This window comes from Streptomyces sp. NPDC048604 (assembly GCF_043199435.1).
Taxonomy (GTDB): Bacteria; Actinomycetota; Actinomycetes; order Streptomycetales; family Streptomycetaceae; genus Streptomyces.
In genome coordinates, this window is sequence record NZ_JBICVX010000005.1 from 196632 (window position 1) to 212722 (window position 16091).

Sequence of the window (16091 nt, forward strand, 5' to 3'; positions counted from 1 at the left end):
GGGCGGGAAGGTAACGCCGGGCGCTGGAACTGGCCAGAGAGATCGCACGCCGAAAGCGGCGGAGCCGCCGGCCCCTTCACCAGGGGACGGCGGCTCCGACACGTGGACCGGGTGGGGACTACTCCCACTCGATGGTGCCCGGCGGCTTGCTGGTCACGTCGAGGACGACGCGGTTGACGTCGGCGACCTCGTTGGTGATCCGGGTCGAGATGCGGGCCAGCACCTCGTACGGCAGGCGCGACCAGTCCGCCGTCATGGCGTCCTCGGAGGACACCGGACGGAGCACGATCGGGTGGCCGTAGGTGCGGCCGTCGCCCTGGACGCCCACGGAGCGGACGTCGGCGAGCAGCACGACCGGGCACTGCCAGATCTCGCGGTCGAGACCGGCCGCCGTCAGCTCCTCGCGGGCGATGGCGTCGGCGTCGCGCAGCAGGTCCAGGCGCTCCTTGGTGACCTCGCCGACGATGCGGATGCCGAGGCCGGGGCCGGGGAACGGCTGGCGCTGGACGATCTCCTCGGGCAGGCCGAGCTCCTGGCCCACCATGCGGACCTCGTCCTTGAACAGCTGGCGCAGCGGCTCGACGAGCTGGAACTCGATGTCGTCGGGGAGGCCGCCCACGTTGTGGTGGGACTTGATGTTGGCCGTGCCGGTGCCGCCGCCGGACTCGACGATGTCCGGGTAGAGCGTGCCCTGCACGAGGAACGCGACCTCGGGGCCCTCCTCCTGGAGGATCTCCAGCTGCGCCTGCTCGAACACGCGGATGAACTCGCGGCCGATGATCTTGCGCTTGGTCTCCGGGTCGGAGACGCCGGCCAGCGCGGTGAGGAACCGCTCCTGCGCGTCGACGACCTTCAGCTGGACGCCGGTGGCGGCCACGAAGTCCTTCTCGACCTGCTCGGTCTCGCCCTTGCGCATCAGACCGTGGTCGACGTACACGCAGGTGAGCTGCGAGCCGATGGCCTTCTGCACCAGCGCGGCGGCCACGGCGGAGTCGACGCCGCCGGACAGACCGCAGATGGCGCGCTTGTCGCCGACCTGGGCGCGGATCGCCGCGACCTGCTCGTCGATGACGTTGCCGGTGGTCCAGTTCGGCTCGATGCCGGCGCCGCGGTAGAGGAAGTGCTCCAGGATCTGCTGGCCGTGCGTGGAGTGCAGCACCTCGGGGTGGTACTGGACGCCGTACAGCTTCTTCTCGTCGTTCTCGAAGGCGGCGACCGGGACCACGTCGGTGGACGCGGTGACGGCGAAGCCCTCGGGGGCGGCGGAGCAGGCGTCGCCGTGCGACATCCACACCGACTGCTCGACCGGGGTGCCCTCGAAGAGGGTGGAGCCGGCCTTGGAGACGTGCAGCGGGGTCCGGCCGTACTCGCGGGCGCCGGTGTTGTCGACGGTGCCGCCGAGGGTCGTCGCCATCAGCTGGAAGCCGTAGCACATGCCGAAGACCGGGACGCCGGCCTCGAAGAGCTCGCGGTCGAGCCGCGGGGCGCCTTCCGCGTACACGGACGAGGGGCCGCCGGAGAGGATGATCGCCCTGGGGTTCTTGGCCAGCATCTCGGCCACCGGCATGGTGGACGGGACGATCTCGCTGTAGACCCGCGCCTCACGGACGCGACGGGCGATGAGCTGGGCGTACTGGGCGCCGAAATCGACAACGAGGACTACGTCCGGGTTGGAGACGGGCGCGGCAGCGGGGGACGCTGATGACACTACGGCGGCCTTCCGGCGGGAGTGGGAGGGTTCTCTATTTGTCGATTCTACCGGCGCGCCACGGGTCCCCTTTCGTCTCACCATCCGAACCGGCTTGCCCGGGGCCGGACGGAAGGGGCCATACTGTCCCCCATGCGCACGCTCACGACCTTCGTCTTTACCTATGGCAACCGGCCCACCGGCTGCCATGGTCGTGCTGCTTGAGCAACTGACAAGCGACTTCCCAGGCGCCCCGGGCCGACAAGGCCCGGGGCGCTCTGCGTTTCACCGGACCTCGCCGCCCCGGGGCAGCACCCGACACCACGAGGAGCCCCGCACCATGACCACGCAGACGCAGACGCCCCAGACGCAGACCCCCGTCGAGAAGACCGGCGCCCGCACCGACGAGGCGGCGACGCTGATCGGGGACGCCCGCGAGCGGATCGACGCGCTCGACGACCGGATCATCGGCCTGATCCAGGAACGGATGGCCGTCTCGGCCGTCATCCAGGAGGCCCGGATCTCCTCCGGCGGCCGCCGGGTGAACCTGGCCCGCGAGATGGAGGTCCTCGGCCACTACCGCGACGCGCTGGGCAAGCCGGGCACCGCGCTCGCGATGACGATGCTGGAGCTGTGCCGGGGCCGCATCTGACCGCACCCGCGGAGGGCCCCGGGAACGGGCGTACGGATCCGCTCTCACCCGTACGGCGCGTGACCGGCCCCGCGGCGGCTTCGTTGGTCCCGGTGTCCGTGCCAGCCAGGGGCGGGCCCGCTTCATCCACGCGTGGCTTCGCTGGGGCGCGTGACGCACTGCAGGTGCGTCGTGGGACCGCGCCCCGGTGCTCGTGACCGGACCGCAGGGGACAGCAGCCCGGTCACCAGAAAGGACGGTCGGCTCCGGGGACGCCCGGAGCCGACCGCATCCGCCCCTTCCTCCCGTCCCCCAGATGTTCCCTCCACAGGTCCCCCGCGCCGCCCTCCCCCCGGCGCCCCGCGAGGCCCCGGTCCGCACGAGTGACACGCGTCACACGCCGACCGGGGCTTTCGCGTACAACCAATCCCCCGGGTCACAGGTCATGCATGCGGAACCAACGGTCCCGCCCGCCGCCGCCACGCGGGTAGACCCCGAACTTCGTGCCGTGATCCCACGGCACGCCCGGACTGCTCCGAGGAACTGATGAAGCAGCTTCGCCGCGCCCTTGCCGTCGCCGCCGCGACGGCCGTGATCGCGCCCGCCGCCCTTCTGGCGGCCCCCGCCGCGTACGCGACGGATGGCGGCACCACGAACACCGCATCCGACACGCCCACGCAGCCGAACGACGACCCGGCGACGCCGGGCGACGACGCCGCGGACACCACTCCGGACCAGCCCGCCGACGCCCCGGCGGACGACAAGTCCCCCGCCACGCCCGACGCCGGCACGGACGCGGACGCCGACGCCGACGCCGGCAAGAACGGCCAGCAGCCCGGCGGCACGCCGGAGGGCGAGAAGGACGACAAGCCCGCCTCCGGCGAGGGCGAGAACAAGGACGAGACCGACCCGAAGCCCGACGAGGACGAAGAGTTCCCCGAGGTTCCGGTCTGCGAGAACAGCGACATCGAGCTGAACGTCGACGGCCTGCCCGGCAAGATCGCCGCGGGCAGCGGCTGGCACACCTTCAGCCTCAACGTCTACAACGCCTCCGAGAAGAGCGTCCGCGAGGTGCACTTCTTCGCCGGCGCCGCCGCCGACGCGATGGGCGAGAAGCTCTTCAAGACCAAGCAGGTCGAGCTCCAGGTCAAGAACGACGACGGCTGGGAGACCCTCGACCTCGACGGCGACTCCGTCGGTTACGTCGGCCAGTCCGACGAGATCGAGGCCGGTTACGAGGTCGAGATCCCGATGCGCCTGAACGTGAAGGCGAGCGCCCCCGTCGGCGCCGGCTTCACCCTGGGCGCGGGCCTCTACGTCGGCGAGAACGACTGCGTGGGCGAGGGCCAGGTCGCCTACAAGTTCCAGATCGTGAAGTCGGGCACGGACACCGAGGGCACCAAGCCGCAGGAAGGCGGCAAGGTCCCGGTTCCGGACACCGAGCCCGAGAACGACACCTCCCCGCAGCTGACCGGCACGCTCGCCGAGACCGGCTCCTCCGACGTGCTCCCCGTGATCGGGATCGCCGGCGGTGTGACCGTGCTCGCCGGTGCGGGTGTCGTGTTCGCGCTGCGTCGGCGCAGCAGCGGCGGTGCCGCCGCGTAAGGGCTGAGAAGCCCCCACAGACAGAAAGGCGCTGCGCTCGGAGGGGGGCGCAGCGCCTTTCTTGCGTTCTCAGTCGCGTGCTCGAAGGGTCAGGACTTCTTCTTCGGGACCGACGGCATGCCCAGGAACGGCAGCTTCAGCGCGCCGAACGCGTCCGCCGGCACGGCCGGGGCCTTCGGCTCGACCGGGGACAGCCGGACGTACGTCTCCGTCTGCGCCGGGCGCGGGTCCTCCTCGCCCTTGTTCGGCCAGAACGACATCGCCCGCTCCGCCTGCGCCGTGATCGTCAGCGACGGGTTCACGCCCAGGTTGGCGGAGACCGCCGCGCCGTCCACGACCGAGATGCCCGGGTGGCCGTACAGCCGGTGGTACGGGTCGATGACGCCGGACTCGGCGTCCCCGCCGATCGGGCAGCCGCCGAGGAAGTGCGCGGTCAGCGGGGTGCCCATCAGCTCGCCGACGTTGGAGCCGGCGAAGCCGTTGATCTCGTCGGCGAGCAGGCTCGCCGCCTGCGTGGCCGCCTCGATCTGCGTCGGGTTCGGCGCGCCGTGGCCCTGGCGGGCGGTGAGCAGGCCCTTTCCGATGCCGCCGGGCTTGCGGTACGTGGTCAGCGAGTTGTCCAGGGACTGCATGACCAGGCCGATGATGGTCCGCTCCGACCAGCGCCGGTTGGACATCGCGCGCACCGCGAGCGTCGGGTGCTTGACCATCTCCAGGAGCCAGCGACGCACCCGGTGCGCCCCGTACGGCACCTGGAGGATCGTCAGCGCGCCCATCGAGTTGGAGCCCTTGCCGTAGCGGACCGGCTCGATGTGGGTGTTGTCGTCCGGGTGGATCGAGGAGGTGATCGCGACGCCGCGGGTGAAGTCGGCCTTCTGGCCGTGCTTCTTGCGGTAGCGGCGGTCGCTGGTCTGCGAGCCGACGAGGCCCTCGGAGTTGGTGCGGGTCAGCTCGCCGAGCCGGCCGGAGATCCGGGGCAGCAGACCGGTGTCCTTCATGCGGTGCAGCAGCGTCTGCGTGCCGTACGTGCCGGCGGCGATCACGACCTTCGGCGCGGTGAAGGTGCGGCCCTTGCCCTTCTTGCGGTCGTCGGTGGGCAGGGTCTTGACCGCGTAGCCGCCGCGCGAGTCCTCGGTGACCGCGACGACCGAGGTCATCGGGTGGACGACCGCGCCCGCCTTCTCCGCGAGGTAGAGGTAGTTCTCGTTGAGGGTGTTCTTCGCGCCGTGCCGGCAGCCGGTCATGCACTCGCCGCACTCGGTGCAGGCCTTCCGGGACGGCCCCGCGCCGCCGAAGAACGGGTCGGCGACCTCGCCGCCCGGCTTCGCCTTGGCGTCGCCCGCGCCGTCCTTGCCGTCGCCGAAGAACACGCCCACCGGCGCCATGTGGAAGGTGTCGCCGATGCCCATGGCCTGCGCGGTCGCCTTGAGATGGACGTCCGAGGGGGTCATCGTCGGGTTGAGCCGTACGCCCAGCATGCGCTTGGCCTGGTCGTAGTACGGCTTCAGCTCCTCGCGCCAGTCGGTGATGTGCTTCCACTGCGGGTCGTCGAAGAACGGGGCCAGCGGCTCGTAGAGGGTGTTGGCGTAGTTCAGCGAGCCGCCGCCGACGCCCGCGCCGGCCAGCACCATCACGTTGCCGAGCAGGTGGATGCGCTGGATGCCGTACAGGCCGAGCGCCGGGGCCCACAGGAAGTTCTTCAGGTCCCAGGAGTTCCTGGGCAGTTCGGTGCGGGCGAAGCGGCGGCCGGCCTCCAGGACGCCGACCCGGTAGCCCTTCTCGGTGAGCCGGAGGGCCGTGACGGAGCCGCCGAAGCCGGAGCCCACGACGATCACGTCGTAGTCGTACGAGCCGTCCTCGTCGTGGTTCTGGACGTGGGGTACCGCGGTCATGGCTCTCCTCGAACGAAGGGACAGGTGGAACGGGCGGCCGGTCGTCGCCGCGGGGCCGTCAGCGCAGGCGCAGGGCCTTCATGGCCTTCAGCGACACGCTCATGAAGGCGGCGTACTTCTCGTCGTCCATGCCGAAGGACGGCGCGAGCGGCATCAGCCGCTGCTGGGCGACGGTCTGCGCCTCGGTGTACTTGAGGATGCCCTCGGAGCCGTGGCGGCGGCCGAGACCGGAGTCCTTCATGCCGCCCATCGGGGACTGCACGCTGCCGTAGGCCGGCGCGTAGCCCTCGTTGATGTTGACGGTGCCGGTGCGCAGCCGGGCGGCGACGGCGTGGCCGCGCCTGGAGTCCTTCGTCCAGACGGAGGAGTTGAGGCCGTACGGGGTGGCGTTGGCCAGCTCGATGACCTCGTCCTCGTCCTTGAAGCGGTAGATCGAGACGACCGGGCCGAAGGTCTCCTCGGAGCACACTGCCATCGGGGCGTCGACGCCGTCGAGGATGGTCGGCTCGAAGAACAGCGGGCCGATGTCCGGGCGGGCGACGCCGCCGGCGACGAGCGTGGCGCCCTTCGCGACCGCCTCCTCGACGTGCCGGGTGACGGTCTCCATCTGGCGCGTGCCGACGAGGGAGCCCATGTCGGCCCCGTACGCGAGGGAGTTGCCGAGCCGCATCGCCTTGGTGCGGGCGGCGAACCGGGCGACGAATTCGTCGGCGACCGACTCGTGGACGTAGAGCCGCTCGATGGAGATGCAGAGCTGGCCGGCGGAGGAGAAGCAGGCGCGGACGGCGCCGGCGGCGGCCTTCTCCACGTCGGCGTCGTTCAGGACCAGCATGGCGTTCTTGCCGCCGAGTTCCAGCGAGACGCCGACGAGGCGGGCCGCGGCGCCCTGGGCGACCTCGCGGCCGGTGCGGGTGGAGCCGGTGAAGGAGACGTAGTCGGCGTGCTCGACGACGGCCGGGCCGACGACCGGGCCCTCGCCGAGGACGACCTGGAAGACGGCGGCGGGCAGGCCGGCCTCGATCAGCAGGTCGCGGGCCCACAGGGCGGTCAGCGCGGTCTCGGTGTCCGGCTTCATGACGACGGCGTTGCCGGAGACGAAGGCGGGCAGCGCGTCGCCGACGGAGAGCTCGAGCGGGTAGTTCCAGGGCGCGATCTGGCCGACGACGCCACGCGGCTGGCGCAGTTCGGTGACCTTGGTGAGGGTCGGGACGACGCCGGTGTGCCGCTTGGCCTTGAGGTACGCGGCGGCGCGGCGGCCGTAGTGCCGGGCGGCGACGGCGACCGCCTGGATCTCCTCGTGGGCGTGCAGCCGGGCCTTGCCGGTCTCCAGCTGGATCAGGTCGAGGACCTCGGCCTGGCGGTCCAGGAGCAGGTCGTGGAAGCGGAGCAGGACGGCGGCGCGGCGGCGGACCGGGGTGGCCGCCCAGGCGGCCTGCGCGGCGCGGGCGCGGGCGAAGGCCTCGGCGACGTCCTCGGGGGTGGACTCGGGCAGGTCCGCCAGCTTCTCCCCGGTGTACGGGGTGTGGTTGGCGGTGCGGCCGGACCCGACGACGCCCTTGGTGAGCCGGGCCACGAGGTCCGGGGTCACGACGTCGGCGGCCGTGCGGGCGCCGGCCGGGGCGGGGGCGATCGGGTTGGTGCCGACGGAGACCGGAGCGGCGGGGGCCTCGGTCTCCTCGGTGGTGGTGGCGGCGGGGGCCTGCGAGTCCGTCATGAGGGCGAGGGTAGGCCCCGTTCCGCACTTTGGGTACCCGTCGGTAACACTTTTCGCCACCCGCCCGAAAACGCGCCAGCGATCACTGGCAAATAAGCCCTGATCAGGGGCTTAGCGCGGGTTCACTGCCCCTTGGAGGCCGCCGAGAAATCCTCGATCCGCAGTCCCTTCACAACCTCCGCATAGATCCCCGCACCATCCGCCGCGGCCTTCCCCTCCGCGGGCGTCTTCACCCGCAGATGCCAGTACGTCTTGCCCTCGCCCGGGATCAGCAGCTCGTGGTACCGGTACCGGACCGGGTCGTCGTCCGTCGACGAGTACGGCGTGTAGTCCACGACCAGCTCGGACGCCTTCCGGCCCTGGTGCTGCGCGCCCTTGACGGTGACCTCGGCGTCCTTCATCTCCAGGCCGTTCTTGCCGCCCTTCTCGTACTTGGCCTTGCGCGCCTGGGCGTCCGCCCCCACATCCTCCGTACCGGCCTCGGTACTCGCCTCCGCGCGCCAGAAGTCGATCTCGAAGACACCGCTGGGGTCGGCGTACCAGACGGCCCCGTACTGGTCGTCCTGGAGCCGCTTGTAGTCCTCCGGGACGGTCACCTCGGCCCGCAGCAACTCCCGCTCCGGGCGCACCTGCCAGCCCGCCGGCAGCTCGTCGCCCGCGAACGGGTCCAGGACCAGGAGCGTGGCCGCCAGGGCGACCGCCAGTACGCCGCCGAGGAACCCGTACCTGGCCCCGCGGCTCTCCGCGAGGACCGGCGGGAGCCAGCGGTTGCGGGGAGCCCGGGCGGGCACGGCGTGGGTCTGCGTGGGCACGGACACCGGTACGGGGCGGGCCACCGCCTCCAGGACCGCGCGGATCTCCGCCGGCGCCGGCCGCGCCGCCGGGTCCTTGCGCAGCAGCCGCATCACGAGGTCGCCGAACGCGCCCGCGGCCCGCGCCGGGGCCTGCGGCTCGGCGGAGAGCACCGCCTGCAGCGTCGCCGGGGTGTTCGTCCGCCGGAACGGCGACATGCCCTCCACCGCCGCGTACAGCACCACGCCCAGCGACCACAGGTCCGACTCCGGCCCCGGACGCTGCCCGAGCAGCCGCTCCGGCGCGACGAACTCCGGCGAGCCGATGAACGCCCCCGTCTCCGTCAGGCGCTGCTCGCCCTCGATCGTGGCGATGCCGAAATCGGTGAGGACCACCCGGTCGGCGCGGCCGAGCAGCACGTTGTCCGGCTTCACGTCCCGGTGCAGCACGCCGGCCTCGTGCGCGGCGGCCAGCGCGCCGAGCACGTCCAGACCGATCCGCGCGGCCTCCCGCGCGTCCAGGGTGCCCTCCTGGAGCCGGTCCGCCAGGGACTGGCCCCGGACCAGCTCCATCACGACCCACGGCCGGGCGTCCTCGACGACGACGTCGTGCACGGTGACCACGGACGGGTGGTCGATCCGGGCGGCCGCCCGGGCCTCGCGCTGCATCCGCAGATGGATGTTCTCGCGCTCCTGCTCGGACAGATGGTCCGGCACCCGCGGCTCCTTGACGGCGACCTCGCGGTCGACGACCTCGTCGCGGGCCCGCCACACCGTGCCCATGCCGCCGTGCCCGAGCCGGGCGAGCAGCCGGTACCGCCCGCCGACGATCCGGCCTGCGCCCGGCTCGGCCTGAGGCGGTGCGGGCTGGGCGGGTGCGGGCTGGGCGGGTGCGGGCTGCGCAGGTGCGGGCTGGGCGGGCGCCGCCTGAGGCGGCACCGGCTGCCCCATGGGCCTCGGCGGCTGAAGGCCGTAGCTGGTGGGCTCGTTCATGCGTCCCCCGAAGTCGTTCATGCCGCCATCCTGTCGAACCTCACTGCTGGTCACCCGGCGGTTGCCAGCTTTTCAGCATGTGATCGAACTGTCGGCGGGTGGTCTCCCAGTCCTCCGCCGGCGAGGCCACGTACAGCGCGTACTCCGTGCCGTCGTCGCCGTAGTAGAACTGGTCGATGGCATGACGCGGGCCCGGGTTGTTCTGCCGCTCGGTCCACGTGAACTCGAGCAGACAGGCGTACTGCTGGTCCCGGAAGACGTTCTGGTTCAGCCGCACCCGCTGGTAGTCGGCCCGCCGCTTCAGCTGCTTCTCCAGGTCCTTGGCGTGCAGCAGCGGCGTCTCGAAGTCGGGCGTCTTGTCGATGCTGATGCGCAGGATGTGGCGGTTGTTGTCGGGCGTGTAGTCGATCTGGCCCTGGTGGTTGATCTGCCGCTTCCAGCCCTTGGGCACGAGGATGCTGAAGCCCTCCGGGTCCTTCACGCGGTGCCAGTCCGCGGGGTCGAGGACGTCGTCGCCCTTGTCGGTGCTGGGCGTCCCCGACGGGCCGGGGCCGCGCACCTGGTTGCCGCCGTCCTTGCCGTCCGGCCCGTTCCCGTACGTCATCACGGCGAACACCGCGGCGCCGGCGACCAGTCCGGCGACGACCGCCGCCAGGACCGCCGTACGCCACCGGCCGCCGCCCGACGCCCGGGCGGACGACGCCGTGTCCGCGGAGTCGGCGGTGGGCGGCACGGGCTGCTGGAGGGTGACGACCGCGTCGAGCTGGGCGGACTCGACCCGCTGGGTCGGCACGAAGGCCTGCGCCGCCTTCGGCGTCCGTCCCTCCATAGCCTCCAGCAGCATCCGCTCGGCCGCGTCGGCCGCCGGCCGGCCCACCGGGTCCTTGCGCAGCAGCGCGGTGATGACCGGCGCGAGCGCACCCGCCTTCTCCGGGAACTCCGGTTCCTCCGTCACCACGGCCTGCATCGTGGTGATCGGCGAGTCGCGGCGGAACGGGCTCACGCCCTGCACGGCCGCGTACAGCGTCGCGCCCAGCGACCACAGGTCGGAGGAGGGTCCGGGCGCGCCGCCGCGGACCCGCTCGGGCGCCAGATAGTCGATGGAGCCGACGAGTTCGCCGGTCCGGGTGATCGTCGAGTCGCCCTCGATAGCGGCGATGCCGAAGTCGGTGAGCAGCACCCGGCCGTCGCGGGCCAGCAGCACGTTTCCGGGCTTCACGTCACGGTGCAGCACGCCGGCCGCGTGCGCGGCGCGCAGCGCGCCGAGGACGTGCAGCCCGATCCGGGCGGCCTCGCGGGCGTCGAGCGTGGACTCCTTCATCGCGTCGGCGAGCGAGGGCCCGTCGACGTACTGCATGACGATCCACGGACGGTCGTCGTGCTCCAGGACGTCGTGCACGGTGACCACGCCCGGGTGCGTGATCCGGGCGGCGGCGCGGGCCTCCTTCTGCGTCCGGGCGTGCAGCACGGCCCGGTCGGCCTCGGACACGAACCGTCCCGCCGTCAGCTCCTTCACCGCGACGGTGCGGTGCAGGACCTCATCGTGGGCACGCCAGACCTTGCCCATGCCGCCGCGCCCGATGGACTCGCTCAGCCGGTACCGACCGGCGAGCAGGAGCCCGGCGCCTGTGCTGTGAGAGTGTTCCACGTTCCCCCGCCCGTTCCTTCGGATGCCAGGTTACGGAGGGGGGTACGGGGCACGGAACCTCGGGGCGGGCATAGGAACCGCACTGTGACCGGAGACCGGTGTCCCGCCGGTTTCGGCGCCGGTGTCAGCGGGCGGCGCTGTAGGCCTTCACCGCCTGCTGGTAGACCTCGGAGACCTTGTCGCGCTGGGCGTCCGGGCCGATCACCTGGACGACGTGGTAACGGCCGTTCACGATCAGGGCGAGGTTGCGCACGTACAGGTCCCGGCCGTCATCGTCCTGCCAGGTGAACTGGCCCTCGGCCATGGCCTGCCGGCCCACGTCGATGCGACGCAGCCCGGTCGCGCCGGACCAGGAGGACTCCCGCCACGGCTGGAGCTCGCGCTCCTTGGTGCGCTGGTACGCCATCGGGTCCGAACCGCCTGCCTGCACGGTGTCCCGGCCGGGGACCACGAGCAGGGTGAAGTCCCCGCTGGTGAAGCGGATCTGGCCGTCGGCGTTCTTCCCCGAGCGCTTCCAGCCCTTGGCGACCGCGACCTGGAAACCCTCGGGGTCCTTGTGGAGCCGGTAGCCGGGGGCGAGGTCGGGGGCCGGGGACTGCTGGGGCGGGGGTGTGCGGGTCGGGGTCGGCGTGGGAGTCGGCGAGGGCTGCGGCGGCTGGGGCTGTTCGGACTGCTGCGGCTGCTGAGGACCGGGCGCGGCGGCGCCGCCCTCCTCGCCCTGTCCGGGCATGAAGAGGAAGGCGTACGCGACGGCCCCGCCGAGCAGCAACAGGACCAGGAGCAGCAGGACACGGCCGAGCGCCCGCGGGCTGCCGGACGTTCTGGGCGGCCTGGGGGCTCTGGGGGGGCGGGCGGCTCTGGGCTGCTTGGGCTGCTTGGGCTGCTTGGGGGCCTTGAGGGGCTTCGCGGCGTACTGCGGCAGCTCCTCGTGGAACTCCTGCTCGTCGGCGTGGACATGCGCGGCAGCGCGACGGGTCTCGCCGCTCTGTCCGTTGCTCTGTCTGCCGCCCCTGGCCTCCTTGGCCTCCTTGCCCTTCTTGTGCCGGCCCCGGCGCTTGCGGACCAGCTCGCCGCGGCGGCGCACGATGGGCAGCCGCGTCGGGTCGTCGGGCGGCAGCGGCACGGCCCCGGCGCCCGCCTCCGGCTCCGGCGCGGACCTGATGAGCGAGCGGAGCCAGCCGCGCAGCTCCTCGAAGTCGGGGCGCTCGGTGGGGTCCTGGCGCAGCAGGGACTCGACGACGGGACGGAGCGGACCGCACTCCTCGGCGAAGGCGGGCGGCTCCGCGCAGACGAGCTGGACCAGCTCGACCGCACTGTCCTCGGGGTACGGGGCGTGCCCCTGCACCGCGCGGTAGAGCAGCGCGCCGAGGGCCCAGAGGTCGGTGGCGGGGCCGATGGGCGGCGCGAGCTGCCAGTTCTCGTGGACGGGGCCGGCCTGCTCGGGGGCCCAGCGCTCGGTGACCGGGCCGACGAGGGCGATCCGGGCCTGGCGGGCCCGCTCGGCGGCGAGCGGGGTGGCGGGGCCGCGGTACGCGGGCGGGGGGCCGCCCGCGGCGACCACCTCCTCCCAACGGCCGGGCAGGCGTGCGGGGTCCGCGTCGGAGACGCGGGCGGGCAGGCCGCCGCCGGCCGGGACGGGCGGGGCGCCGTCGCGGGAGACGTGCGGCCCGTCGCTCCAGGTGCCGGCGAGCATGACGCGGCCGGGCCCGGGCCCGTACTCGTCGTCGCCGCCGCCGTCGTCGTCCTCGTCGTCGGCCGCGGCCTCGGCCCACCACTGCGGCTCGGGCGCGCCGTCCGCCGGCGCGGGCGGGCCCGGGGGCCGCCCGCCCGCGTCGGAGTCCGGCTGGGACTCCGGACGGGAGTCCGGCTCGGAGTTCGGCTGGGCGGGCAGCGCGGCCCGCGTCTCGGAGATGCGCGCGGCGGCACGCGCCCCGGCGCGGTACGCGGCGATCGCGCCGGCCCGGGCCGCCCGCACGTCCGCCGCCGAACTCGGCGGCCCCCCGGCCGGTTCGGCCCGCACGGGCTCCAGCTCGCTCCCCGTCTGCCGGGGCACGGGAAGGAGGGAGTCGGAACCGGAGACGGAGTCGGCGGCCGGCGCGTCGGGCGCGGGTGCGGGTGCGTACGGGGCGTAGGGGGACACGGGCGCGTACGGCGACCGGGCCGCGGGCAGGTCCCCGGCGTCGTACGCGGACGGGTCCTCGTACGGCTCGGCCTCGGACGGGTCCTCGTACTCCGGCCCGGCCTCGTACGGGGCCTCGGCCTCGGGCTCGTCGTCGTACTCCGGCTCCGTGCCGTGGTCCGCCGACGGGATCGGGGTGTAGCCGCAGAGGGCCTCCTCGGCGGCGCCGGCGGCAAGACCGGTGAGGACGACACGGCCGTCGTCGCAGATCAGGACCGTGCGCGTGGTGATGTTCCGGTGCGTCCAGCCGTGCGCGTGGAGTACGCGCAGGGCGGTGAGCAGATCGGAGGCGATCTCGGCGGCGCGGTACGGGTCGAGCGGACGCTCGGCGAGGAGTGCGGCGAGCGGACGGGCGGGGATCAGTTCGCTCACTATCCACAGCGAGCCGGCCTCGGCGAACACGTCGAAGACCTGGTCGAGCCGGGGGTGGTCGGGGATCTGCGCCGCGGCCTGCGCCGCCTCGATGGCCCGGCGGACCGCCGGGTCGTTGGGCCGCCGGGTGGCCCTCCCCTGCGCCTTGCGGGGCGCACCGCCATGGCCGTTTCCGGCGCCGTACGCGCGGCCGTCCGCGTCGAGGACCTCCGCGTCGACGACCTCGGGCAGCGGGACCTGGCGGACCAGCACCTCCTGGCCGCTGTACGTGTCGAACGCCCGGGTCTCGACGAGTTCGTACGCGTCGGAGGGCGGCAACGGCAGGCGGTAACGGTCGGCGAGCACCCTCCCCGCGTAGTCGTCCACGACGCCTCCCCAGCAGCGTGCTGTCCCCCGGCCCCGCAGTCAGTGCGAAACCGTCATTTCCGGTCGGGTTCCGTACAGTTCACGGCACGGCTCGGCTGCGTACGGTCCGCGGTTCTCCACGATACGTGGCGTGAGTCAGTCCTTGGGGCTGAATGTCGCGAACGCCGTCTCCCGCAGCGTGCGGCACTCGGGGCCGTTCCACTCACTCGCCTTGCAGCTGATCATGATCGAGTAGCCGTGCGAGTCGTCCACCTTGAAACCGCGGTTGAGGACGTGGACCCGCATGCCCTGCTGGTTGCGCTCGAACTCCCAGTCGGCGACGGTCGGGTACCCCTTGTACGCGACCTTCTTGATGCCGAGGTGCCGGTAGCCGCTGCTGCTCGCGGAGACCGCGGGGACCGCGGACGCCCAGGCCGCGGCAGCGTCGTCCTTGGGGCTGTCGTTGAAGTCCACCTGGACGCGCGGGAAGCCGCCGGAGGCGCTGAATATCGCGCCGGAGTTCTGGCCGGCTATGCCGGTCAGCTTGAAGCCGGCCGGCATGGCCATGGTGAAGTGGAAGCGGGCGTTGGTCACCTGCGTGTAGCCGGCGGGCAGCTGCGCGCCGCCCGCACCGGGAGCGGTGCTCGCCCCGCCGGACGGCGGGGTGCCGGACGGCTTGGCGTCGCCGCCGGTTTCGCCGGCGTCCTTCTCGCCGCCCTGGCTGCCGGGGTCGCTCGGTGACGTGCCGGTGCCGGTGCCGGGGGCGTCGGCGGCCGAACCGGACGAGGCGTTCTTGTCGCCTCCCCGGCCGGCGGCGCCCTTGGCCTTGTCGTCGTCGCCGTTGAACACGATGGCGAGGACCGTCGCGAGCACGGCGAGGGCCGCGACCAGGGCGATGATCACCAGCGTGCGGCGCGGGACGACGTCGGTCAGCGAGGCCCGGACCGGCGCGGCCCCCTCGGGCCGCTGACGCTTCTGTTGCTTCTGCTTCTGTTGGGCCGCGGCCGCCGCGTTCCGTACGGACTTCAGCGCGCCCCGCATCCGCTCGGCGGCGGCGTCGACGGGCTTGTCCGTACGCGGCTTCGCCGCCGGCTCGTCCGGCGGGACCGGGGGCAGCGGGACGACCCGCGTCTTCTCCGGCGACGGCTCGGCGGCCGCCGGGGCGGGCTCGGCGAGCACCCCCTCGAGCAGCGCGCGGGCGCCGGCGTCGTCGAGGCGCTGCGCCGGATCCTTGGCGAGCAGGCCGAAGATGACCTTCTCCAGCCCGGGGCCCGCGTTCTTCGGCGGGTCGACCGGCTCGGTCATCACCGCGGTGAGCGTGGCGATGGCGGAGCCCTTGTCGTACGGCGGGCTGCCCTCGACGCTCGCGTACAGCAGACCGCCCAGCGACCACAGGTCGGCCGCGGGGCCGGGCTTGTGGCCGCGGGCCCGCTCGGGCGAGATGTAGGAGGGCGCACCGACGAGCATGCCGGTGGAGGTGATCGAGGGGTCGCCCTCGACCTGGGCGATGCCGAAGTCGGTGAGGACGACCCGGCCGTCCTCGGCGATCAGCACGTTGGAGGGCTTCACGTCCCGGTGCAGGATGCCCTCGCGGTGCGCGGAGCGGAGCACGTCGAGGATGGCGAGGCCGACCTCGGCCGCACGGCGCGGGGTGAGCGTGCCGTCCTCACGGATGGCGTCGGCGAGGGACTTGCCCTCGACGAGTTCCATCACGATCCACGGGCGGTCGTCCTCGTCGACGACGTCGAAGACGGTCACCGCGCCGTTGTTGCGGACCCGGGCGATGGCCTTCGCCTCGCGCAAGGTGCGGGTGATGAGGCGGCGCTTCTCGTCCTCGTCGATGCTGTTGGGGAAGCGGAGTTCCTTCACGGCGACGGTCCGGCCGAGCGTCTCGTCGACGGCGCGCCAGACGGTGCCCATGCCGCCCCGGCCGAGCACCTTGCCCAGCCGGTACCGGCCCGCGAGCAGCCGTCCCTCGGCCGTCGGCGCCGGAGCCTTCCCGAACGCCGCGCCGGCCGACCGGGCGGCCTCGTCCTCGGCCTTCTGCTCGGCCTTCGCCCCGTCCTTCGCCGCGGACGCGTCCGCGGGCTCGTCACGGACGGGCTCGTCACGGACGGCCTCGTCCGGACGCTCCCCCTCACGCGCCGCAGGAACCACACCCCGGTTGTCGTCGGTTTCGGCACCCTCTGGCGCCGTGCTCCGCGACTGCTCCGCCTCCGACATGCGTCCCCTCT

9 protein-coding genes are annotated in these 16091 nt (G+C 73.0%); 2 read left to right on the forward strand and 7 right to left on the reverse strand.

The features are described from left to right. Positions 1-118: 118 nt before the first annotated feature. Positions 119-1708 (reverse strand): glutamine-hydrolyzing GMP synthase, encoded by a 1590-nt coding sequence (guaA, locus tag ACGFMM_RS12615; protein WP_393645833.1) that lies wholly within the window; start codon positions 1706-1708, stop codon positions 119-121. Between the two features lie 319 nt (positions 1709-2027). Here guaA and ACGFMM_RS12620 point away from each other — a divergent pair, with 319 nt between their 5' ends. Next, positions 2028-2339, forward strand: coding sequence for a chorismate mutase (locus tag ACGFMM_RS12620; RefSeq protein WP_393645835.1), 312 nt, complete (start codon positions 2028-2030; stop codon positions 2337-2339). Positions 2340-2864: 525 nt separating this feature from the next. Then, entirely contained in the window at positions 2865-3923 is a 1059-nt protein-coding gene (locus tag ACGFMM_RS12625; protein ID WP_393645837.1) for a hypothetical protein, read from the forward strand. Positions 3924-4012: 89 nt separating this feature from the next. On the opposite strand, the gene ACGFMM_RS12630 is transcribed toward ACGFMM_RS12625, so the two are convergent. The 6 genes from ACGFMM_RS12630 to ACGFMM_RS12655 form a co-directional block, all read right to left on the reverse strand. Next, on the reverse strand, positions 4013-5815 hold the full coding sequence (locus ACGFMM_RS12630) for a GMC oxidoreductase (protein ID WP_393645839.1): 1803 nt from the start codon (positions 5813-5815) through the stop codon (positions 4013-4015). Between the two features lie 58 nt (positions 5816-5873). Beyond that, positions 5874-7529 (reverse strand): succinic semialdehyde dehydrogenase, encoded by a 1656-nt coding sequence (locus ACGFMM_RS12635; protein WP_393645841.1) that lies wholly within the window; start codon positions 7527-7529, stop codon positions 5874-5876. A gap of 122 nt (positions 7530-7651) precedes the next feature. Continuing rightward, on the reverse strand, positions 7652-9334 hold the full coding sequence (locus tag ACGFMM_RS12640; protein WP_393645842.1) for a serine/threonine-protein kinase: 1683 nt from the start codon (positions 9332-9334) through the stop codon (positions 7652-7654). A 19-nt stretch (positions 9335-9353) separates the two neighbouring features. Beyond that, on the reverse strand, positions 9354-10961 hold the full coding sequence (locus tag ACGFMM_RS12645) for a serine/threonine-protein kinase (protein WP_393645844.1): 1608 nt from the start codon (positions 10959-10961) through the stop codon (positions 9354-9356). A 124-nt stretch (positions 10962-11085) separates the two neighbouring features. Beyond that, positions 11086-13878: a protein kinase gene (locus tag ACGFMM_RS12650; RefSeq protein ID WP_393645846.1), complete on the reverse strand. Its 2793-nt coding sequence runs from the start codon at positions 13876-13878 to the stop codon at positions 11086-11088. A 135-nt stretch (positions 13879-14013) separates the two neighbouring features. Beyond that, positions 14014-16080, reverse strand: coding sequence for a serine/threonine-protein kinase (locus ACGFMM_RS12655; RefSeq protein ID WP_393645847.1), 2067 nt, complete (start codon positions 16078-16080; stop codon positions 14014-14016). Between the last annotated feature and the right edge of the window lie 11 nt (positions 16081-16091).

Bases quoted from the DNA above. Each gene is read 5' to 3' on its own strand.
- ACGFMM_RS12630 (WP_393645839.1), bottom strand. From the start codon at position 5,815: ATGACCGCGGTACCCCACGTCCAGAACCACGACGAGGACGGCTCGTAC.
- ACGFMM_RS12635 (WP_393645841.1), bottom strand. From the start codon at position 7,529: ATGACGGACTCGCAGGCCCCCGCCGCCACCACCACCGAGGAGACCGAG.
- ACGFMM_RS12655 (WP_393645847.1), bottom strand. From the start codon at position 16,080: ATGTCGGAGGCGGAGCAGTCGCGGAGCACGGCGCCAGAGGGTGCCGAA.
- ACGFMM_RS12625 (WP_393645837.1), top strand. From the start codon at position 2,865: ATGAAGCAGCTTCGCCGCGCCCTTGCCGTCGCCGCCGCGACGGCCGTG.
- ACGFMM_RS12620 (WP_393645835.1), top strand. From the start codon at position 2,028: ATGACCACGCAGACGCAGACGCCCCAGACGCAGACCCCCGTCGAGAAG.
- ACGFMM_RS12640 (WP_393645842.1), bottom strand. From the start codon at position 9,334: ATGAACGACTTCGGGGGACGCATGAACGAGCCCACCAGCTACGGCCTT.